Annotated in this window: 17 protein-coding genes; 10 read left to right on the plus strand and 7 right to left on the minus strand. The window is 36.9% G+C overall.

What is annotated here, in order from left to right; all coding sequences use genetic code 11:
* The first annotated feature begins 303 nt into the window (after positions 1 to 303).
* From KKI44_RS14770 to KKI44_RS14790, 5 genes are all read left to right on the plus strand, one after another.
* Complete coding sequence (locus KKI44_RS14770) at positions 304 to 1626, plus strand: hypothetical protein (protein WP_214588025.1); 1323 nt, start codon at positions 304 to 306, stop codon at positions 1624 to 1626.
* A gap of 10 nt (positions 1627 to 1636) precedes the next feature.
* Positions 1637 to 1792: a hypothetical protein gene (locus KKI44_RS14775; RefSeq protein WP_214588027.1), complete on the plus strand. Its 156-nt coding sequence runs from the start codon at positions 1637 to 1639 to the stop codon at positions 1790 to 1792.
* A gap of 105 nt (positions 1793 to 1897) precedes the next feature.
* Complete coding sequence (locus KKI44_RS14780) at positions 1898 to 3364, plus strand: DUF5687 family protein (protein WP_214588028.1); 1467 nt, start codon at positions 1898 to 1900, stop codon at positions 3362 to 3364.
* Between the two features lies 1 nt (position 3365).
* Positions 3366 to 4097: an ABC transporter ATP-binding protein gene (locus tag KKI44_RS14785; RefSeq protein ID WP_214588029.1), complete on the plus strand. Its 732-nt coding sequence runs from the start codon at positions 3366 to 3368 to the stop codon at positions 4095 to 4097.
* Between the two features lie 83 nt (positions 4098 to 4180).
* Positions 4181 to 4813 (plus strand): nitroreductase family protein, encoded by a 633-nt coding sequence (locus tag KKI44_RS14790; protein ID WP_214588030.1) that lies wholly within the window; start codon positions 4181 to 4183, stop codon positions 4811 to 4813.
* 200 nt (positions 4814 to 5013) lie between these two features.
* Here KKI44_RS14790 and KKI44_RS14795 read toward each other — a convergent pair whose 3' ends face one another.
* From KKI44_RS14795 to hemA, 7 genes are all read right to left on the minus strand, one after another.
* Entirely contained in the window at positions 5014 to 5976 is a 963-nt protein-coding gene (locus tag KKI44_RS14795) for a transposase (protein WP_250902065.1), read from the minus strand.
* 194 nt (positions 5977 to 6170) lie between these two features.
* Positions 6171 to 7208, minus strand: a complete 1038-nt coding sequence (hemE, locus tag KKI44_RS14800; protein ID WP_214588032.1) for a uroporphyrinogen decarboxylase — start codon at positions 7206 to 7208, stop codon at positions 6171 to 6173.
* 40 nt (positions 7209 to 7248) lie between these two features.
* Positions 7249 to 7932 carry a uroporphyrinogen-III synthase gene (locus KKI44_RS14805; RefSeq protein ID WP_214588033.1) on the minus strand — a complete coding sequence of 228 codons (684 nt, stop codon included), beginning with the start codon at positions 7930 to 7932 and terminating at the stop codon, positions 7249 to 7251.
* Positions 7932 to 8588, minus strand: coding sequence for a peptidoglycan recognition family protein (locus KKI44_RS14810; RefSeq protein ID WP_214588035.1), 657 nt, complete (start codon positions 8586 to 8588; stop codon positions 7932 to 7934). Before KKI44_RS14810 ends, KKI44_RS14805 begins: the two co-directional genes overlap by 1 nt.
* Before the next feature lie 2 nt (positions 8589 to 8590).
* The gene (locus KKI44_RS14815; RefSeq protein WP_214588036.1) at positions 8591 to 9172 is read right to left on the minus strand and encodes a DUF1287 domain-containing protein; all 582 of its coding nucleotides are present in this window, start codon (positions 9170 to 9172) and stop codon (positions 8591 to 8593) included.
* 42 nt (positions 9173 to 9214) lie between these two features.
* Positions 9215 to 10126 (minus strand): hydroxymethylbilane synthase, encoded by a 912-nt coding sequence (hemC, locus tag KKI44_RS14820; RefSeq protein WP_214588037.1) that lies wholly within the window; start codon positions 10124 to 10126, stop codon positions 9215 to 9217.
* On the minus strand, positions 10113 to 11387 hold the full coding sequence (hemA, locus tag KKI44_RS14825; RefSeq protein WP_214588038.1) for a glutamyl-tRNA reductase: 1275 nt from the start codon (positions 11385 to 11387) through the stop codon (positions 10113 to 10115). The genes hemC and hemA overlap by 14 nt, the downstream gene beginning before the upstream one ends.
* Positions 11388 to 11783: 396 nt before the next feature.
* Here hemA and KKI44_RS14830 point away from each other — a divergent pair, with 396 nt between their 5' ends.
* Genes KKI44_RS14830 through rodA form a run of 5 tightly spaced genes read left to right on the plus strand, consistent with a single transcriptional unit; the run spans position 11784 to position 17446 of the window.
* Positions 11784 to 12809 carry a rod shape-determining protein gene (locus KKI44_RS14830; protein WP_027381028.1) on the plus strand — a complete coding sequence of 342 codons (1026 nt, stop codon included), beginning with the start codon at positions 11784 to 11786 and terminating at the stop codon, positions 12807 to 12809.
* 27 nt (positions 12810 to 12836) lie between these two features.
* Entirely contained in the window at positions 12837 to 13691 is an 855-nt protein-coding gene (mreC, locus tag KKI44_RS14835) for a rod shape-determining protein MreC (RefSeq protein ID WP_214588040.1), read from the plus strand.
* A complete protein-coding gene (locus tag KKI44_RS14840) occupies positions 13684 to 14190 on the plus strand; it encodes a rod shape-determining protein MreD (protein ID WP_214588042.1) in 507 nt (168 codons plus the stop codon). Before mreC ends, KKI44_RS14840 begins: the two co-directional genes overlap by 8 nt.
* The gene (locus tag KKI44_RS14845; protein WP_214588044.1) at positions 14187 to 16220 is read left to right on the plus strand and encodes a peptidoglycan D,D-transpeptidase FtsI family protein; all 2034 of its coding nucleotides are present in this window, start codon (positions 14187 to 14189) and stop codon (positions 16218 to 16220) included. Before KKI44_RS14840 ends, KKI44_RS14845 begins: the two co-directional genes overlap by 4 nt.
* Positions 16217 to 17446, plus strand: a complete 1230-nt coding sequence (gene rodA, locus KKI44_RS14850) for a rod shape-determining protein RodA (RefSeq protein ID WP_214588046.1) — start codon at positions 16217 to 16219, stop codon at positions 17444 to 17446. Before KKI44_RS14845 ends, rodA begins: the two co-directional genes overlap by 4 nt.
* Positions 17447 to 17545 lie beyond the last annotated feature (99 nt).

The raw sequence follows: 17545 nt of genomic DNA on the forward strand, positions 1-17545 counted from the left end.
GATGCAGGGTTCTTCGCAGTACCTCTTAACCGATTGGCTTTTGCTCCGTGCCTTTTGCATGATTCTATCTTCTGATCAATTTTGTCTAAGGCTTTTTATTAAAATTAATACGACAGCTTTTGCCGTACCGCAAATTTATTTTTGCACATGAAAATGTTTAATTAAAAAATCTGAAAGCGATGAAAACACTGAATAGGTCGGGATAAAATAAACCGCAAAACTACGGACAAAGATATGGGGTTTTCCCTGTATTGATTAGAATTAAAAAAATATAAATTCACAACTTTAAAAATTAATAACAAAATGAAAAAATCTTATTTCATAATGCTTATAGCATTAATGTGTATGTTCTCCTGCAGAACAGAAAACACTTCAGATATTCTATCTGATCAAACCCACAAATCGAAGTTTGATGCAAGCTTTAAAGAAGTATTACAGGCTACAAAATCTCCGGATGAAAGCTCTTTGATGGCAAAAGTGCAGGACTTTACGGAAGATTATAATCCTTCTGATTTTATCATGGATACAGCCAAAATAAAGAAAACCTTAAAGAATGGAGAGGTTAACGAATACGCAATATATCTAAAAAAGAAAAACGAAACTGAAATCGGAGTCTTTTACAATCTGGTATTTACTAAAAAGATAGACAGCTGGAAAAAATATTTAGTAAAATTTACTCCTGCTATTATTCCTGAGAGCAATAACAAGGTTGGTTACAAATGCGAGTTTATTTCAAAAAAAGCACAAGCTTCCAAGTGTGGATCTTCTTTTTATATGACAGAGTATTTCCAATGTTGGGCGGGACATACAGACTCCAATGATGGAGATTGTAATGGATGCTGGAGATTAGGCTCTTATGGTATTGCAAATACCTGCGATGAGGAAGCTCCGGATGATTTTAACGGAGCAGGAGATAATTACGGTGGCGGTGCAACTCCTAATGTGGATGGGCTTATCCATGTGTATGCAGACCCTTCTCATTGGGCTCTGTATAACAGTTTATCGGCAGAGAATAAATTTAAATGTTATCAGGCTTTACTTTTGTCGAGTGATACGAGTTATGTGAATTTCTCAATAGATTTCTTTAGTAGCAACTCTACGGTAACAATACAGCAGTTTCAGAATTGGTTTTTGGATCCAAATGGAAATCCTAATCTTATTTTTGAAAATTTTACAAGTTCAAATAATGTGTTAGTATTTAATACAATGAGCGATTTTAAAAATTTTCTAACTAATGATATAAGTAATTCATCATATTCTAATAGTACTATCTTTGATAATGGGCAAGAAAAAATTACACGACTTAGAGTTAACAGGATGGGTATTTATAATACTGGTATTAATATTGAAATTAAATTAAAAAAGGTAAATAATTTATGGACATATGATTCTGTAGCATCTGAAGAATATATTGGAGTGGGATTTGTATACGAATGGGCACAATCAAATTATACTTCAAATACCAACAACAATGTTTTGACATTGGAAGTTTTTGGATATGAAAAAGTAGGAGTTTCTGTCGTTGGTATTGATGTTAAATATAAAAACTATGCAAAAGTTTTGATAAAAATAAATCAAACCACTGGTCAAATAATTTCAGCAACTTTCATAGATTTACCAAATTAAAATTTCACATATGGAAACTACTATTTCATCACCAAGTTCTAGTGCTATTATTATTCAAACTTTAACTTTTATTTTATACATTGCTATATTAATCGGAGGAATATATCTTATTAGATCAATCAAATCTATAAAGAAAAGATTGGATAAGTTGGAAAATGAAAAATAAAAGAAAACCGCAGAAAATTTCTGCGGTTTTCTTTTTCCATCCATACAATATTCAATTTCTGTAACAATTCTATCTTTATACAAACTAATGTAATAAAAGATAGCTATGTTTTTAAAATTCCTCAGATTAGAAATCAAAAGCTTTTTTCGGGGCAGTTCTTTAGGAATCAATCTGGCAATGAAGATTCTTCGTTTTATCGGGATTCTTTATTTTATGGCTTGTCTTGTTGGAGGGGCATTTGTCGCGTTTTTTTTTATACAGGAAGAAATGCATCAGAATCCCTTTAAAGTGGTTTCAAAATTCATGATTGCAGCGTGGGCGGTTGATCTCATTGCCAAATATATATGGCAGGAATTGCCGACACAGAATATCAAGCCGTTTCTTACGCTCAATATTCCCAAAAAGACATTGGTGAATTATATGCTGGGAAAAACATTTCTGTCAGCTTTCAGTTGGTTCAATTCCCTGTTCCTGATTACTTTTTCCATCATTGCATTATTCAACGGATATGATGTTTTAGGCGTTGTTGGATGGCTCATTGGGATTTCGTTGTTATTTTACCTGAATAATTTTATCAACATTCTTTTTAACGATAAAGAAACCATTGCCATTTTTGTCGGATGTATTTTTGCAACAGTTGCAGGATTGGCGTATTACAATATTGTTCCGGTTCTGGATTATTCTGAGCAGTTTTTTTATAATTTTTTTGAAAGGCCTTATTTTGTAGTGATTTCAATCGGGTTGTTTTTCGGGTTGTGGAAAATCTGCTATAACCATATCCGGAAAATATTTTATCTGGATGAAGGTCTGGAAGCTAAAAAAGAAATTGGAAGAACCGAGAATATTACCTTTCTCAACAAATACGGAGCAATCGGAACGTTCATCAATAACGATATTAAAATGCTGAAACGCAATAAGGTAACGAAAGGAATTTTGTGGGGAAGCATTATGTTTCTTTTCTACGGATTGCTGATGTTTTCGTCACCGATTTACAAAACACCTGCAATGATGATGTTCATGGGATTATTTGTAACCGGAGGATTTCAGTTTATGTTCGGACAAAGGGTTCCTGCTTTCGACAGCTCTTACTATCCTTTGATGATGACGCTGAATGTTCCTTACAAAGAATACCTGAAAGCAAAATGGTGGCTGATGAATATTGTCACCGCTTTTTCCATGATTCTGGCGGTTTGCTATGCCTATTTCGGTTGGGAAATGTATCTCACCTTCTTCGCTGCCGGAATTTACAATATCGGAGTAAATTCTCAGTTTACACTTTGGTCGGGCGCTTTTAACAAAACGCAGATGGATCTTAATGCCAAAGAAAAAAGATTCGGACAGAAAAACAGCTTTAACGTAAAAGCGCTTCTGCTTTTAATTCCGAAGATGTTTCTTCCGATGCTTGTTTTCGCATTGATGCAGAAATTTTTCAGTATTACACCGGGAGTTATCAGTATCGGAGTTCTGGGAGTAATCGGATTTTTCATCAGAGAAAAGATCTTCGATATTATCGTAAAACACTACAAGGTAGAAAAATACAGTACATTAGAAGCATTCAAAAACAAAGATTAATATGATCACCATTAATAATTTAACAAAAACATACGGTAAAGCAACCGTTTTAAATATAGAACATCTGGAAATTCCGAAAGGGGAAACATTCGGTCTGGTAGGAAACAACGGAGCCGGAAAAACCACTCTTTTCAGCTTAATGCTTGATCTTATTCAGGCTTCTACAGGATTTGTAAGCATCGACGGGATAAAAGTAAATGAATCTGAAGCATGGAAAAACAAAGTTTCTGCTTTTGTAGACGATTCTTTCCTCATCGGATATCTTACACCGGAAGAATATTTCTATTTCATCGGTGAACTGAGAGGGCAGAACAAAGCTTCTGTAGATGCCTTTTTAAAACAGTTTCATGATCTTTTCAGCGGTGAAATTTTAAATTCGGGAAAATATGTCCGTGATCTTTCCAAAGGAAACCAGAAAAAAGTTGGAATTGTGGGCGCCATCATCGGAAATCCCGAAATCATTATTCTGGATGAACCTTTTGCCAATCTGGATCCTTCCACACAGATTAAGCTTAAAAATTTAATTAAAGAACTGTCTAAACAGGACGGAGTGACTTTTCTTATTTCTAGCCACGATCTTTCGCATACCACAGAAGTCTGCAACAGAATTGTAGTGGTAAACAAAGGGCAATTGGTAAAAGATATTCAGACCAATCCTGAAACTCTGAAAGATCTGGAGCAGTATTTTGCCGATCAGATTTCCATTCCGGTGGAAGAGAATTCTGCATTATAGATAATACCAATAAATCAAATTTGAAAATCATAGATCAAAAATTGTGGTACATCATTTAATTTTGTGGAGTTAAAATTTAATCTATGGAATTAATTGAAAAACTGAACTGGAGATATGCTACCAAAGCAATGAACGGTCAGAAAGTACCACAGGAAAAAGTGGATAAAATAGTAGAAGCTGCAAGACTGGCGCCTACATCAAGTGGTTTACAGCCTTTTGAAATTATTGTTGTAACCAATCAGGAAGTTAAAGAACAGATCAAGCCTCACGCGTGGAATCAACCGCAGATTACAGATTGTTCGCATCTGTTGGTTTTTGCAGCGTGGGATAATTACACAGAAGAAAGAATCAACAGAATGTTTGATCTTACCAATGAAGTAAGAGGATTTAAAAATGAAGGTTGGGAAAATTACAGACAAATGCTGTTGAGTATCTATCCGCAAAGATCTGCTGAAGAGAACTTCACTCATGCCGCAAAACAGGCTTATATCGGTTTTGGAGCAGCGATTATTGCAGCCGCTTTCGAAGAAGTAGATTCTACCCCAATGGAAGGATTTATTCCGCAAGAAGTTGATAAGGTTTTAAACCTGCAGGAAAAAGGTTTAAAAAGCGTACTCTTATTACCTATCGGGTACAGAGATGCTTCTAACGACTGGTTAGTGAATTTAACCAAAGTAAGAAAACCAAAAGAAGAATTCATTACAGAAATCAAGTAATTATGGTAATGTACTGAAAAATAGTTGGTGAAATTCAGGATATATTTTAATAAATTATGGATGTTAATCCGAAGAGGACAAAAGCACTGGTGGAGATCAACTTTTCAGCAATAGGATTAATGTTCAAAACGATAGTTTTAAGGTGAGGTTTCCCTCACCTTTTCGTTTATTATCGGATGAACCTTATGGCTAAAAAAACTCTATTTTTCGTTAGAAAAATAAATATACCATTTGATGAAATTGATTCGGTTTTTCAATGTGAGACCTCTGTGCAGGTCGAGATGATTTTTTAAATGGCTGAAATATCCCTCAATACCATTGGTTGTTTTAGGAATATTGGGATTTTCCAGATAATGAAACATATTGGGCAATGCCCGTTTTATAGTAAAATACGATCGTCTGATAAGCTTGTGGGTATACCAGTATCTTTCGGTTTCAAGATTAATTGTTTTTTCATTAATATAATCCTGATGTCTCAAATACCAGTCGTTGAGTTCATTTTTCCACCAGATTTTATCGTTTTGTGTTTTAATTTTCAGTAATAATAAAACGTGTTTTCGAAGTTCCTGACCGGCAATGTGTTTAGGAAACTTTGTGAGCCAGATCAGGCACATTCTCTGAATATGAACCAGACATCTCTGAGTAATGATGTCTCCATCAGATTTATTTATGGCTTTCAAAACGCTTTTATGTCCATCTGTAGTAATGCTTTCCAGCTTTACGCCCAGCCGTAAAAGATTGTTTAAATCTTCCCTGATTTCTTCATAATGTTCTCCATCGGTAAAACGGATAAGCTGTGTATATCCATCAAAATCATCCTGATAAGCAATTAAACAGAACTGAGCAAAATAAGTTGCATCCATTCTTAAATTCACCTTTTCCCGTTTGATGATCTTTAAGGTAGGAGACTGCTCTAAAATGGTATAAAATGTTTTCTGCAAAGTATCTTTCGAATAACCGCTGTCTCTGCAAAGCGTTTTGTAGGTCTGCCTTTCCAATACCCATTTTTTGAACCAGATAAAACGATTTTTAATTCTCTGCTCCGTTCTGTTTTGAGTAAATAAAATCCCGCAATTTTTACATTTAAATCTTTGCTTTCCCCCTTGTTTTCCCCAACGAATTACCTCCAGGCTTGAACAAGACCAACAACGTTTTTTTGCCATTTTTCAGACAAAGAAAAAGTTTTATGAAACACGTTTCATAAAACTTCCTCCAAGCAGCCTAACAATGAGGTTTTGATAGGATTCTACCAACTATTTTTCAGTATTATGCCGTAATTATTGATTATTTTACTCATAAAAATACCCTTTCAATTGGTTTTTTGAAAGGGATTTTTTATTGTATGTGTATTTAAATACTAAAACTCAGCATTCGGTTTCCAATCCACCACCGCTCTGATGAACGCTTCTGCATTTTCCACAGGAATATTCGGTAAAATTCCGTGTCCTAAATTGGCAATGTAACGGTCTTTTCCGAAACGGTTGATCATTTCCGTCACCATTTTTTTAATTGTTTCAGGAGTAGAATGCAGTCTTGCAGGATCGAAATTTCCCTGAAGCGTCATTGTATGATTGGTTAAAGTTCTTGCAAACTCAGGTTTAATCGTCCAGTCAACACCCAAAGCAGAAACCGGCGACTGTGCCATATCTTCCAGAGCAAACCAGCATCCTTTTCCGAAAACCACAACGTGCGTTAAAGGGCTTAAAGCTTCAACGATCTGGTTAATATATTTCCATGAAAATTCCTGATAATCTGCCGGAGAAAGCATTCCGCCCCAGGAATCGAAAACCTGAACCGCAGAAACTCCTTTTTCAACCTTTCTTTTAAGATAAGCAATCGTTGTATCAGTAATCTTTTGAAGTAATAAATGTGCCGCTTCCGGTTGCGTAAAGCAGAAAGATTTAGCAATATCAAAAGCCTTGCTTCCTTTTCCTTCCACACAATAGCAAAGTATCGTCCACGGAGAACCTGCAAAACCGATCAACGGAATTTCATTATCCAATTTCTGTAAAGTCAGTTCAATAGCATCAAAAACATAACCTAAAGTATCATTCACATCCGGAACCACCACACTCTGCACATCTTCCATCGTTCTGATCGGATTATCCAGCCATGGACCTACAGATTCCTTCATTTTGAAATCAATTCCCATTGCCTGCGGAACAACGAGAATATCAGAGAATAAAATCGCTGCATCCAAAGGAAATCTTCTGATCGGCTGTACGGTAATTTCGGAAGCAAGTTCCGGTGTCTGACATCTTGTGAAGAAGTCGTATTTATCGCGTAATGCAATAAATTCCGGCAAATATCTTCCAGCCTGTCTCATCATCCAAACCGGCGGTCTTTCTACGGTTTCTCCGCGAAGTGCTTTTAAGTATAGGTCGTTTTTAATCATAATATACTAGACTTTATTGCCAAGAATGACAATTAAAATATCAATTTTTATTTAAAATCTCTTTTCGGATCAGCTTCAGAACAGACAGTAATGTGCTTCCTTCCGAAACCAAAACAGGCTTTGAAGTATGCTTTCTGAGCTCATTGGCAGTCGTTTCTCCAATGGAAACCAGAATCATACCCCCAAAAGAATTTCGATTTGCAAAACTACGAACTCCGCTCGGACTAAAAAACACTGCGGCATGATATTTTTCATTTATCAGCGGATTGATTTCCTCCGTATTGTAGACCGTTATTTTTCTGTAGCTGATGTTTTGAAGGGGAAGATTTTTGTCAAGCACGTCTAATGCGATGTTTCCGCAGAAATGAAGGAATTTTTCCTGCTGACAGTGCATAATGATAAACCGTGAAAGCTCTTCCGCGTTTTTAAGGACTTTAAACGTTCCGAAACCGTTTTTTCTCAGCTCTTTTTTCGTCTTTTCACCGACGCAGTAGATTTTATTGTAGTTTTTCGCCGTAAAATCTTCGTTGGGTTTAAATCCGTTCTTAAAAAAGGAGCTTACTCCTTTTGCGCTGGTAAAAATCAATGAATAATCTTTGAGATCAAAAGACTCAACCGTTAGAGAACTTGTTTTAATTACCTCAACACAATCAAACGAAATGCTGTCTCCCAATTCTTTGGTTACAATCGCAGGATCTAGGTTTTTGGTAAATAAAATGTTCATTATGGTTTATCTTTTAAATGTAAATCGGCGGTCTGAAGCCTTACTTTGTTCATAAAATCCTTTCCTGGATCTTCTTTTCCTGTGAAATAATTCGGATCAGATTCTTTCCAGAGTTTTGAATTTCTGAAGATTCCGTATTCCGAATGTCCGATGAGGTATTCTATTTTATATTTTTGGGTTAAATATCTTATGAGTTGTGCGTTCGCGGAAACCTGTTTGTCCGTAAGCGGTTCTTTTTTACTTCCGATATTTTCAATTCCGATGGCACAGTAATTCAAACCAATCGTATGTCTGGCAAACTGATTCGGTTCCATCAACTGATAAACCGTTCCGTCTCTGTCAATGATGAATTGTGAAGAAACATTCAGCGTACTTTGCTTTTTTAAAGTGTTTCTTGCATTTTCAAGATGCGTTTTGTTGAAATATTTAAAATTATTTTCCACATTTCCGCCTGCCGTATAATGAAGAACGATCATTTTCGGAACAATCGTTGGTATTTTCTGAACCAAACCGTGATGCTCTTTCAGATATTCCAAACTTAAACGAACTCTTTCTTCAGAATAATTGATAGGCTTATTGATGATTTTCAGTTCGTTTTTTTGAGCTGATACAAAACCCATCAACATAAAAACCAATAAACAGATTACATTTCTCATTATTATTTCTGATATTGATAATGTCCTGTAATGGTAAACTTAAACAGACAATCTTCCAGAACCTGTCCGCCTCCGATATTGTGTACAATGAGATACCTTTTTCCGTCCGCCGATTTTCTGTTCACCACAATCCCGATGTGCGTTAAATTTCCCGGAAGATCCCAGGTTACGATATCTCCGGGAACATACAGCTCCGGTTTGGTTTCAATGGATTTTGATTTTCCAAATTTGGCAAAGAACACTCTCAGGTTGGGAACTCTGCGATGGTCGATGTTCGTGTCGGGCTTTTTCAGTCCCCATTTTTTAGGATATTTTGAAAAATTTTTCGTCATATCTTCATGCACTTCTTTCTGAAGATCAATCCCCAGTTTTCGGTAAGCTCTGATTACAACATCGGTACAAACGCCTTTGTCCGCAGGAACGTCTCCGTTCGGATATTTGATGTTGAAATAGGCGGGATCATAACTTACACGGTCTTTTGTAAGGCTTAAAGCCGCATTAGAAAGTTTTTGGGCAAACTGATTCTGTGCTTTTCCAAAAAACACGCAAAGAACTACAATAAATATTGAGAAATATTTCTTCATAGAAATCCGGAACCTTAAAAGTTAAAATGTAAAAAGTGAATTTTAGATCTGGCTTTTAATTTCCGCCATCAATTCTTTTCCGCCGTTTTCAAGAACAGTTTTTGCAAATTTTTCCCCGAAATTTTCTTCATTATTATATATGAAGCTTTCATCGGTTGCGATGCTATTCTTTCCATCCAGAGAACAAAGCGCTGCCTTGAAACGGATCTGGTCTTCAAAAAGTTCTGCAAATGCTCCGATAGGTGCGGTACAGCCTCCTTCCAAAGTGCTCAGGAAATTTCTTTCCATTTCCACACAGATCTGCGTATTTTTATGATTGGTAAACTGTCTGATGATTTCATTGATTTCAGTTTTGTCTGAATGCCCTGCGACAGCAATCACTCCCTGCGACGGAGCCGGAATTAAAAACGGAATCATTTCATAATCAATGTCCATTTTCATTCTCTTAATTCCTGCCAGAGACAGAATGGTCGCATCAAAATCTCCTTCTTCCAGCTTCTGAAGCCTTGTCTGAATATTTCCACGAATGTCCGAAAATTCAGCATTGGGGAAGTTTTTCAGCCAGAATGCTCTTCTTCTTAAACTGCTGGTTGCCAGTTTAAGCTCGTGAAGTTCTTTATTTCTTGCCGATTCTTTTCGGATCAGGACATCCTGCGGAAAATCTCTTTCCAGATAAGAAACGATCTCAAGGTTTTCGGGAAGTTTTGTAGGAACATCTTTTAAAGAATGTACAGCAATATCAATTTCGTCATTTAATAAGGCAACATCAAGATCTCTGGTGAAAACGCCTGTTATCCCTAATGAATATAGAGGCTGTGTAAGATTTTTATCACCCGAAGAGACGATAGGAACGATTTCCGTTAAATAATTGTTGTTCTGAAGATGTCTCGCAACTTCTCTCGCCTGCCAAAGTGCCAATGCAGAATTTCTGGTTCCGATTCTAATGCTTTTCATTGAATTCGTTGTTTGGTTGTTCAACTAATATTTCGTGCATTAATTTACTAATTTCTTCGGCTTTTAAAGGATTATCGATGATATATTTTGCAAAACGGTTGGTAATTTTCTGGATCATTTTATCAGAAAGTTCCATGTCCGTGATGTTTATGTATTTATTTTTTTTGTAAAAATTATGCATTTCATTACGTTCCATATTCTTAAGAACCGCTTTGAAATGATGGATATTGGGTGCCAGTTTTCTCTTTTTTTCCCACTCAAGGAAGTCTTTCGTCATTTCCTTGATGATTTTTTCGGCTTTCGGGATCTCTTTTTCTCTCTGCTGAATGGTTGCCTGAATCTGCTTGGAAAGTTCATCCACGTCGATCAGCGTTACATTTTCATTTTCCGTTACATTTTTATCCACGTTATTCGGAATCGAGAGGTCAATTACCAAAGTTTCTTTTCCGTTCGGGAAATGAGACCTGTTCACGATCGGATGTCTTGCGCCGGTCGCAACGATAAGAATATCTGTATTGCCCAGTTCTTTATCAAAATCGGCATAATCAATATGCGGAATATTGTACTTCTCGGAAATCTTAGCTGCAGTTTCCTGAGTCCTGTTGGCAATTTTTATTTTCGGCTGATAGACGTGTTTTACCAGATTTTCAACCGTATTCTGCCCGATTTCTCCTACGCCAAGCAGAAGAATATTTTTTTCGGTAATTTTTTTCTGGCTGTTTAAGATATAATGAACCGCCGCATAAGAAACAGAAGCTGCTCCGTTGGAAATTCCGGTTTCGTTTTTTATTCTTTTCGAAATCTGAATGGCAGAATTAATCGCTCTTTCAAGATAGGGATTAGAGTTCTGTCTTTCTTTTTTGAAGCGGTTGTAGGCTTTTTTAATCTGCCCGATGATCTCAAAATCTCCGATAATCTGGCTTTCAAGTCCGGCTGCAACCCTGAAAAGATGAGTTAAAGCTTCTTCCTTCGTTAAAATATTCGCAAACTGAAGAAAATCCATCAGATTAACCCCGATGGTTTTACAGTATTCTTCCGCAACCAGAAGATAGTTGGGAGAAGTGGTATAGATTTCGGTTCTGTTACAAGTAGAAACAACAAAGGAATCCCCTAAATCTTCATTATGGATTCGGGCAACGAAATTCTTAATGTTTTCATCAAAAAATGCAAATTTACCTCTTGTTTCTGCGTCAGCTTTTTCAAAACTAACGGAAAGTACAGCAAAATTAGACGTCTGATGTATGTTTGAATATTGTAACATAAGCGTCGCAAATTTACGTTTTTTTTAGCAAATTACTTTCTGAAAATGTATATGATAATTATCGTAAAAAACTATTTCGGGAAATTATGAAAAGCAATGTTTTGTTGTTAATAAACGTTAAAATTAATTTTGAAAAAATTATAAATTTTTACCATTTCATTCTTCCCGAAAAATATTTCACCATACAGGATTTACTTTTCATTGTCGGTTTACCCGCATTAAGCCTGCATTTACCTTAGATCCAGCTTAAAATAAATCCTGTAAATGCTTACGGTAAAAGTTAATAGCTTGTTACAAATTTTAATAAAAATTTAACCAAATTATATGCTCGCGGAATTTCTTGGGTTGTCTTAAATTTATATCTTTGTAACTCTTTAAAAAATCAGAAGTAAAAGTATGAGTTTATTCGATATGTTTACGCAAGAAATTGCGATAGACCTTGGTACTGCCAACACCCTTATCATCCATAATAATAAAATTGTTATAGACCAGCCGTCTATTGTCGCGATCGAACGTTCGACAGGAAGACCGATTGCCGTGGGTGAACAGGCAAAACATATGCAGGGGAAAACTCATGAGGATATCAAAACAATCCGCCCTTTGAAAGATGGGGTAATTGCTGATTTCCATGCTTCTGAACACATGATCAAGGAGTTTATCAAAAAAATTCCTGGAATTAAAGGGAAATTTATTCAGCCGGCGTTAAGAATTGTTATCTGTATTCCTTCCGGAATCACAGAGGTTGAAAAAAGAGCGGTAAGAGATTCTGCCCAGAAAGTAAACGCTAAAGAAGTTCGTTTGATCTATGAACCAATGGCTGCTGCGATAGGAGTGGGAATCGATGTACAGAAACCTGAAGGAAACATGATTATCGACATAGGTGGCGGTACTACAGAGATTGCTGTTGTAGCTTTGGGAGGTATCGTTTGCGATAAATCTGTAAAAATTGCAGGAGATGTATTTACCAACGACATTGCTTATTACTTAAGAACTCATCACAACTTATACATCGGAGAAAGAACAGCAGAGAGAATTAAAATCGAAGTTGGTTCTGCTGTTGAAGACTTAGACGTAGATATCGAAGATATTCCGGTACAGGGAAGAGACCTTATTACCGGAAAGCCAAAAGAAATTATGGTGGGTTACAAAGAGATTGCCAGAGCATTGGACAAATCAATCATCAGAATTGAAGATGCGGTAATGGAAACACTTTCTCTTACTCCTCCGGAATTGGCGGCAGATATTTATAAGACAGGAATTTATCTTGCCGGTGGCGGTGCATTATTAAGAGGTCTTGCAGACAGATTGCATAAAAAGACAGGTCTTCCTGTATTTGTAGCAGAAGATCCGTTGAGAGCAGTTGTTCGCGGAACCGGTATTGCACTTAAGAATATGGATAAATTCAATTTCTTAATTAAATAATTTTAACCTTTTACGAAACACGTCTGAATGGGATTTTTGCTGAGATTATTTTCAAAGAATGCACTATTTGTCTTCTTTATATTTCTGCAAATTATTGCTCTTGTTCTGATATTCTCTAAAAATGCCATGCAGAAATCCTGGATTGCAGGGCAGTCTGCTGCTTTCAATTCGTGGGTTTCGGGATATATTGATGAAGGGGTTTCGTATCTGAAGCTGAAACAGATCAACGAAGATCTTGTGGCCCAAAATAAAGCCTTAATGGTGGAACTTTACGGAAAACAGGGGGCGAAAAATCCAATGTTCAGAAAAGTTCATGATACCATCGGAGGCGGACAAATCTATACTTTTGTAGACGGAGAGATTGTTTTCAACAGTATCAACAGAAGAAATAATTACTTTACCATCAACAGAGGCCGCAGAGACGGTGTTTTTCCGCAAATGGGCGTGATGGCTCCGAAAGGGATCGCCGGAATCGTTATTAATTCTACAGACAGCTATGCTTTGGTTCAGTCAGTTTTAAGTGTTAACAAAATCAGAATCAATGCTGCCTTAAAAAACTCAGGATACTTCGGAACATTAACATGGAACGGAGATAATTCCAGAGTCATGCATCTGGCTGATATTCCAAAATATGTTGCCCTGAAAATTGGCGATACTGTGGTTACCGACGGAAAATCAGCGATTTTCCCTAAAGGAGTACAGATCGGAACTATTGCAGGATATTCTGTGGATAATAAAACCGGATTCTGGGATATTTCGGTGGAACTAAGTGAAAAAATGGGAGCTTTAAGCAAAGTTTATGTGGTGAAAAATCTTAAAAAAGCTGAAGTTCAGAAGATTCAGGATACCATGCAGGCTGTAATAAAAAAGGAAAATGATTAGCAGGACATTATTTACGGATATATTGATTATGATTTTTCTTGTTTCATTACAGATTTTTGTACTGAACAGGATTACCATTTTCGGAAAGTACACTCCTGTACTTTATCCCGTATTCGTTATGTTTTATCCTTTTTTCAGAAATAAATTTCAGTTTTTAGCACTAAGTTTTCTCATCGGACTTTCCGTAGATGCATTTCTTGGAACCTGGGGGATGAATGCGTTTGCAACCACTTTGATTGCTTATTTCAGGACTTTGATTTTCAGAACTTCTACAGATACTTCCACAGATTTTTTCTCTTTTCAGTCCCTGCAGTGGGCGCAGTTTTTACTGTTTTTATTTTCAAGTATCTTTTTGCATCAGCTTTTAGTTCAGTACATTGAATTCTTCAAGTTCAGCAGATTTTTTGAAATATTGCTTAATGTATTGGTAACTAGTTTAATTTCGTTTATATTTATAGTTATTTACGCATTAATCTTTAAAATCAAACAAAAAGTTTGAACACACGTTATTTAAAAATCTTTTCCGTTCTCATCGTTATCGCTCTGATTTTTGTGGCGAGAATTGCTTATTTACAGTTGTTTACGGATCGTTATGCTTTAAATGCAGCCAATACTTCCATTAAAATTGAATACGTTATTCCGCAAAGAGGAGTCATTTTTGACCGAAACGGTAAAATTCTGGTGGGAAACCAGCCTGCTTACGAAATTTCCTTCACTCAGGCTTTGATGCGTCCCGATTTTGATACCGTAGGATTCTGTAACCTGATGAAGATTTCGAAAAATGATTTCGTCAGAACCATCGAAAATATTAAAAAAGAAAAATATTATTCTAAGCTGACTCCCATGACCTTCATGAAAAATCTAAGCCGTGAAGATATTGCGAGAGTTCAGGAAATCATATTCAAATATCCCGCTTTCAGCATTGTTTCAAGACCTCAGCGACAGTATGAAGTTTCTACGTCGGGAAATCTTTTGGGATATACCAGTGAAGTTAACGAAAGAGAAATTAAAAAAGACTCTGCCTATTATTTACCCGGAGATTTCATCGGAAAAACAGGGGTTGAAAAAGCCTACGAAAAAGACCTTCGCGGAGTGAAGGGAATGAAATACATTCAGAAAGATATTAAACTGCGGAATGTAGGACCTTACAAAAACGGATCTTTAGACAAAGACGTTATCACAGGAAAAGATATTACACTTACCATAGACTACGATTTGCAGAGAATTGCTGAAGAAATGCTTGTCAATAAGCATGGTGCGATTGTAGCAATTGATCCCAATAACGGAGAAGTTCTGGTGGCTGCAACCGGACCGGATATCGATCCGAATCTTTTTACAGGACCGAATAAATCGAAAAATCTATACGCTTTATCCAAAGATACGATCTACGAGAACAAACCGACTTTCGACCGGTCTTTACAGGCGGCTTATCCTCCCGGTTCCACATTTAAATTGTTAACCGCTTTGTCTGCGATGCAGATGGGTGTAATGGACGAAAATACAATCTTCCCTTGCGGTGGTGGATTTAATTACAGAGGCTTGAGAATTAAAGGTCATGGTGGTGCAGATCCTCTGATTCCTGCTATTCAGGTTTCGAGTAACTGTTACTTTTCGTACGCTTATTTAGCAATTCTCAATAAATATCCCGGAAATCCTTCGAAAGGAGTTGACGAATGGAAAAAGATCATGAGCAGCTTTGGAGTAGGAGAATTTTTGAATAATGATTTTGCTGTAGGTGCAAAAGGAAGAATTCCAACCGGAGAATTTTACGAAAAAAGAATGGCTTCTATTTATAAAGCAAGCGGTTCTAAAAAAGATCCTAAAAACTGGGATCCTTTGGCGACAGGGGCTGTTTTCAACGGAATGGGACAAGGTGATGTATTAGTAACTCCGCTTCAGCTTGCCAATTATGTGGCAGCAATCGCCAATAAAGGATGGTATTACACTCCGCATATCGTAAAATCGATTGACGGAAAGCCCAATCCTGATCCGAGATTCAAAAAGAAGCATCAGACTTTGGTTGATAAAAAACATTTTGAACCCGTTCTGAAAGGAATGGAAGCGGTAGTTTTAAGAGGTACGGCACATGGCTTAAAATCAAACGATTTTACCCAGCTTGCAAAAACAGGGACTGCACAGGTTCCGCAGGGAAAAGATAATTCCATTTTTGTTTTAATTGCTCCAGCTGATAAACCTAAAATTGTGGTTGCAGCGGTAATGGAACACGCCGGATTTGGAGCAACCTGGGCAGGTCCAGCCTCAACGGTAATCGCCGAAAAATTTATTACAGGCGATCTGAAGCGTGAAAATCTCTACAAAAAAATGACTTCCTCAAGCTTTATGCCTGAATACAAAAGACAGTGGATTGCGGATCTGAAGCGTAAAGGTTTATACAAAGAACCGGTAGATTCTCTCAAGCAGAAAAGAATACAGGACAGCCTGAAATTTGTAAAAGAGCAGAAAGCAAAACTGCAGAAACAGATAGACATCGAAACGAAAAATAATAAAACAAAACCTGCTAAACAATGAAATGGGCAGAAGGAATAGATAAATTAGGTCTTGGCTTATATTTCCTGCTTTGTGCTTTTGCCATCGCAAATATTTACAGTGTAGACCAGAAATTAGGAGAAAAACAGCTTATTTTCTTCTGTATTTCCCTGTTCGTCGGATTGGTGATTTTCGTGGGACGAAGCAAGTTCTTCGAAAACATGTCAGGAATTATTTACATCGGTGGTGTTCTACTTCTGGTCGGGCTTTTTCCTTTTGGTAAAGAAATCCTCGGGCAGAAAAACTGGTATAAATTCGGAAGTTTTACCATGCAGCCCGTTGAGTTTGCAAAGATAGGAACCGCTTTAATGCTCGCAAATTATGTTTCCGGACCGGAATTTAATCTGAAAAACAGGAAATCTCTATTAACGACTTTAGCTATTGTAGGAATTCCGGCTGTTGTCGTTCTTGCCATTCCCGATGTTGGTTCCATGTTGGTTTTTATCGCCTTTTTTATTGCCTTGTATCGTGAAGGATTGAGCGGAGTTCTGTTTGGAGTAGGATTTCTTTTTGCAGGGGTTTTCCTCGTCTCTTTGGCAATAGATCCGATCTGGGTTGCGATTACCATCGTTCTGATCATCGGAGGTTACATTACAATGAATTATTACAAAATGTCGTGGAATATTATTTCCATTTCAAGTATTGCGGGTTCGGTGCTGCTTTTATGTGGTCTGGCTTTCGGTGCGCCTTATATTTTAGAAAAACTGCCGAAACACCAGAGAGAAAGAATTGAGGTTCTTTTTAAAGGTGAAAAAGCGTTCAGAGATACTTCCGGTTATAATTTATTGTATTCCAAAACCGCTATCGGTTCCGGAGGTCTTTGGGGAAAAGGATACCGTGAAGGTTCCGTTACACAGGGGAAATTTGTTCCGGAACAGGAAACCGACTATATTTTCTGTACGGTAGGTGAGGAGTGGGGGTTTGTAGGAAGCGCTGTTCTTATTCTTTGTTACATGATCTACATCGGAAGGATTTATTATCTTGCCGAGCAGCAGAAATCGGGATTTAACCGCGTCTTTGGATATTGCTTTGCCTCAATTCTTTTAATGCACTTTACCATCAATTTAGGAATGGTAATGGGGCTATTCCCAACTGTTGGTATTCCGTTGCCGTATTTCAGTTACGGAGGAAGTTCTTTACTGGCGTTCTCAATGATGACTTTTATTTTCTTTAAACTGAATTATTCGGATAAGAATAGTCTGGTTTAAAAGCTGGAAGCCGGAAGTCTAATGATGGAAGTTTAAAATGGTATGTTTTAATTTTCTTACTTGAATCGGCTAAATTCGTGAGATAAAATAACTCTCAAC

The organism is Chryseobacterium sp. ZHDP1 (assembly GCF_018603435.1).
Classification (GTDB): domain Bacteria; phylum Bacteroidota; class Bacteroidia; order Flavobacteriales; family Weeksellaceae; genus Chryseobacterium; species Chryseobacterium indicum.

What these genes read in the sequence shown, in the direction of transcription:
- KKI44_RS14840 (WP_214588042.1), top strand. Translation starts at nt 13,684, where the DNA reads ATGATTAGCAGGACATTATTTACGGATATATTGATTATGATTTTTCTT.
- hemA (WP_214588038.1), bottom strand. Translation starts at nt 11,387, where the DNA reads ATGTTACAATATTCAAACATACATCAGACGTCTAATTTTGCTGTACTT.
- KKI44_RS14780 (WP_214588028.1), top strand. Translation starts at nt 1,898, where the DNA reads ATGTTTTTAAAATTCCTCAGATTAGAAATCAAAAGCTTTTTTCGGGGC.
- KKI44_RS14790 (WP_214588030.1), top strand. Translation starts at nt 4,181, where the DNA reads ATGGAATTAATTGAAAAACTGAACTGGAGATATGCTACCAAAGCAATG.
- KKI44_RS14785 (WP_214588029.1), top strand. Translation starts at nt 3,366, where the DNA reads ATGATCACCATTAATAATTTAACAAAAACATACGGTAAAGCAACCGTT.
- KKI44_RS14810 (WP_214588035.1), bottom strand. Translation starts at nt 8,588, where the DNA reads ATGAGAAATGTAATCTGTTTATTGGTTTTTATGTTGATGGGTTTTGTA.
- rodA (WP_214588046.1), top strand. Translation starts at nt 16,217, where the DNA reads ATGAAATGGGCAGAAGGAATAGATAAATTAGGTCTTGGCTTATATTTC.
- KKI44_RS14805 (WP_214588033.1), bottom strand. Translation starts at nt 7,932, where the DNA reads ATGAACATTTTATTTACCAAAAACCTAGATCCTGCGATTGTAACCAAA.
- KKI44_RS14775 (WP_214588027.1), top strand. Translation starts at nt 1,637, where the DNA reads ATGGAAACTACTATTTCATCACCAAGTTCTAGTGCTATTATTATTCAA.
- KKI44_RS14770 (WP_214588025.1), top strand. Translation starts at nt 304, where the DNA reads ATGAAAAAATCTTATTTCATAATGCTTATAGCATTAATGTGTATGTTC.
- KKI44_RS14795 (WP_250902065.1), bottom strand. Translation starts at nt 5,976, where the DNA reads ATGGCAAAAAAACGTTGTTGGTCTTGTTCAAGCCTGGAGGTAATTCGT.
- hemE (WP_214588032.1), bottom strand. Translation starts at nt 7,208, where the DNA reads ATGATTAAAAACGACCTATACTTAAAAGCACTTCGCGGAGAAACCGTA.
- KKI44_RS14830 (WP_027381028.1), top strand. Translation starts at nt 11,784, where the DNA reads ATGAGTTTATTCGATATGTTTACGCAAGAAATTGCGATAGACCTTGGT.
- KKI44_RS14815 (WP_214588036.1), bottom strand. Translation starts at nt 9,172, where the DNA reads ATGAAGAAATATTTCTCAATATTTATTGTAGTTCTTTGCGTGTTTTTT.
- hemC (WP_214588037.1), bottom strand. Translation starts at nt 10,126, where the DNA reads ATGAAAAGCATTAGAATCGGAACCAGAAATTCTGCATTGGCACTTTGG.
- mreC (WP_214588040.1), top strand. Translation starts at nt 12,837, where the DNA reads ATGGGATTTTTGCTGAGATTATTTTCAAAGAATGCACTATTTGTCTTC.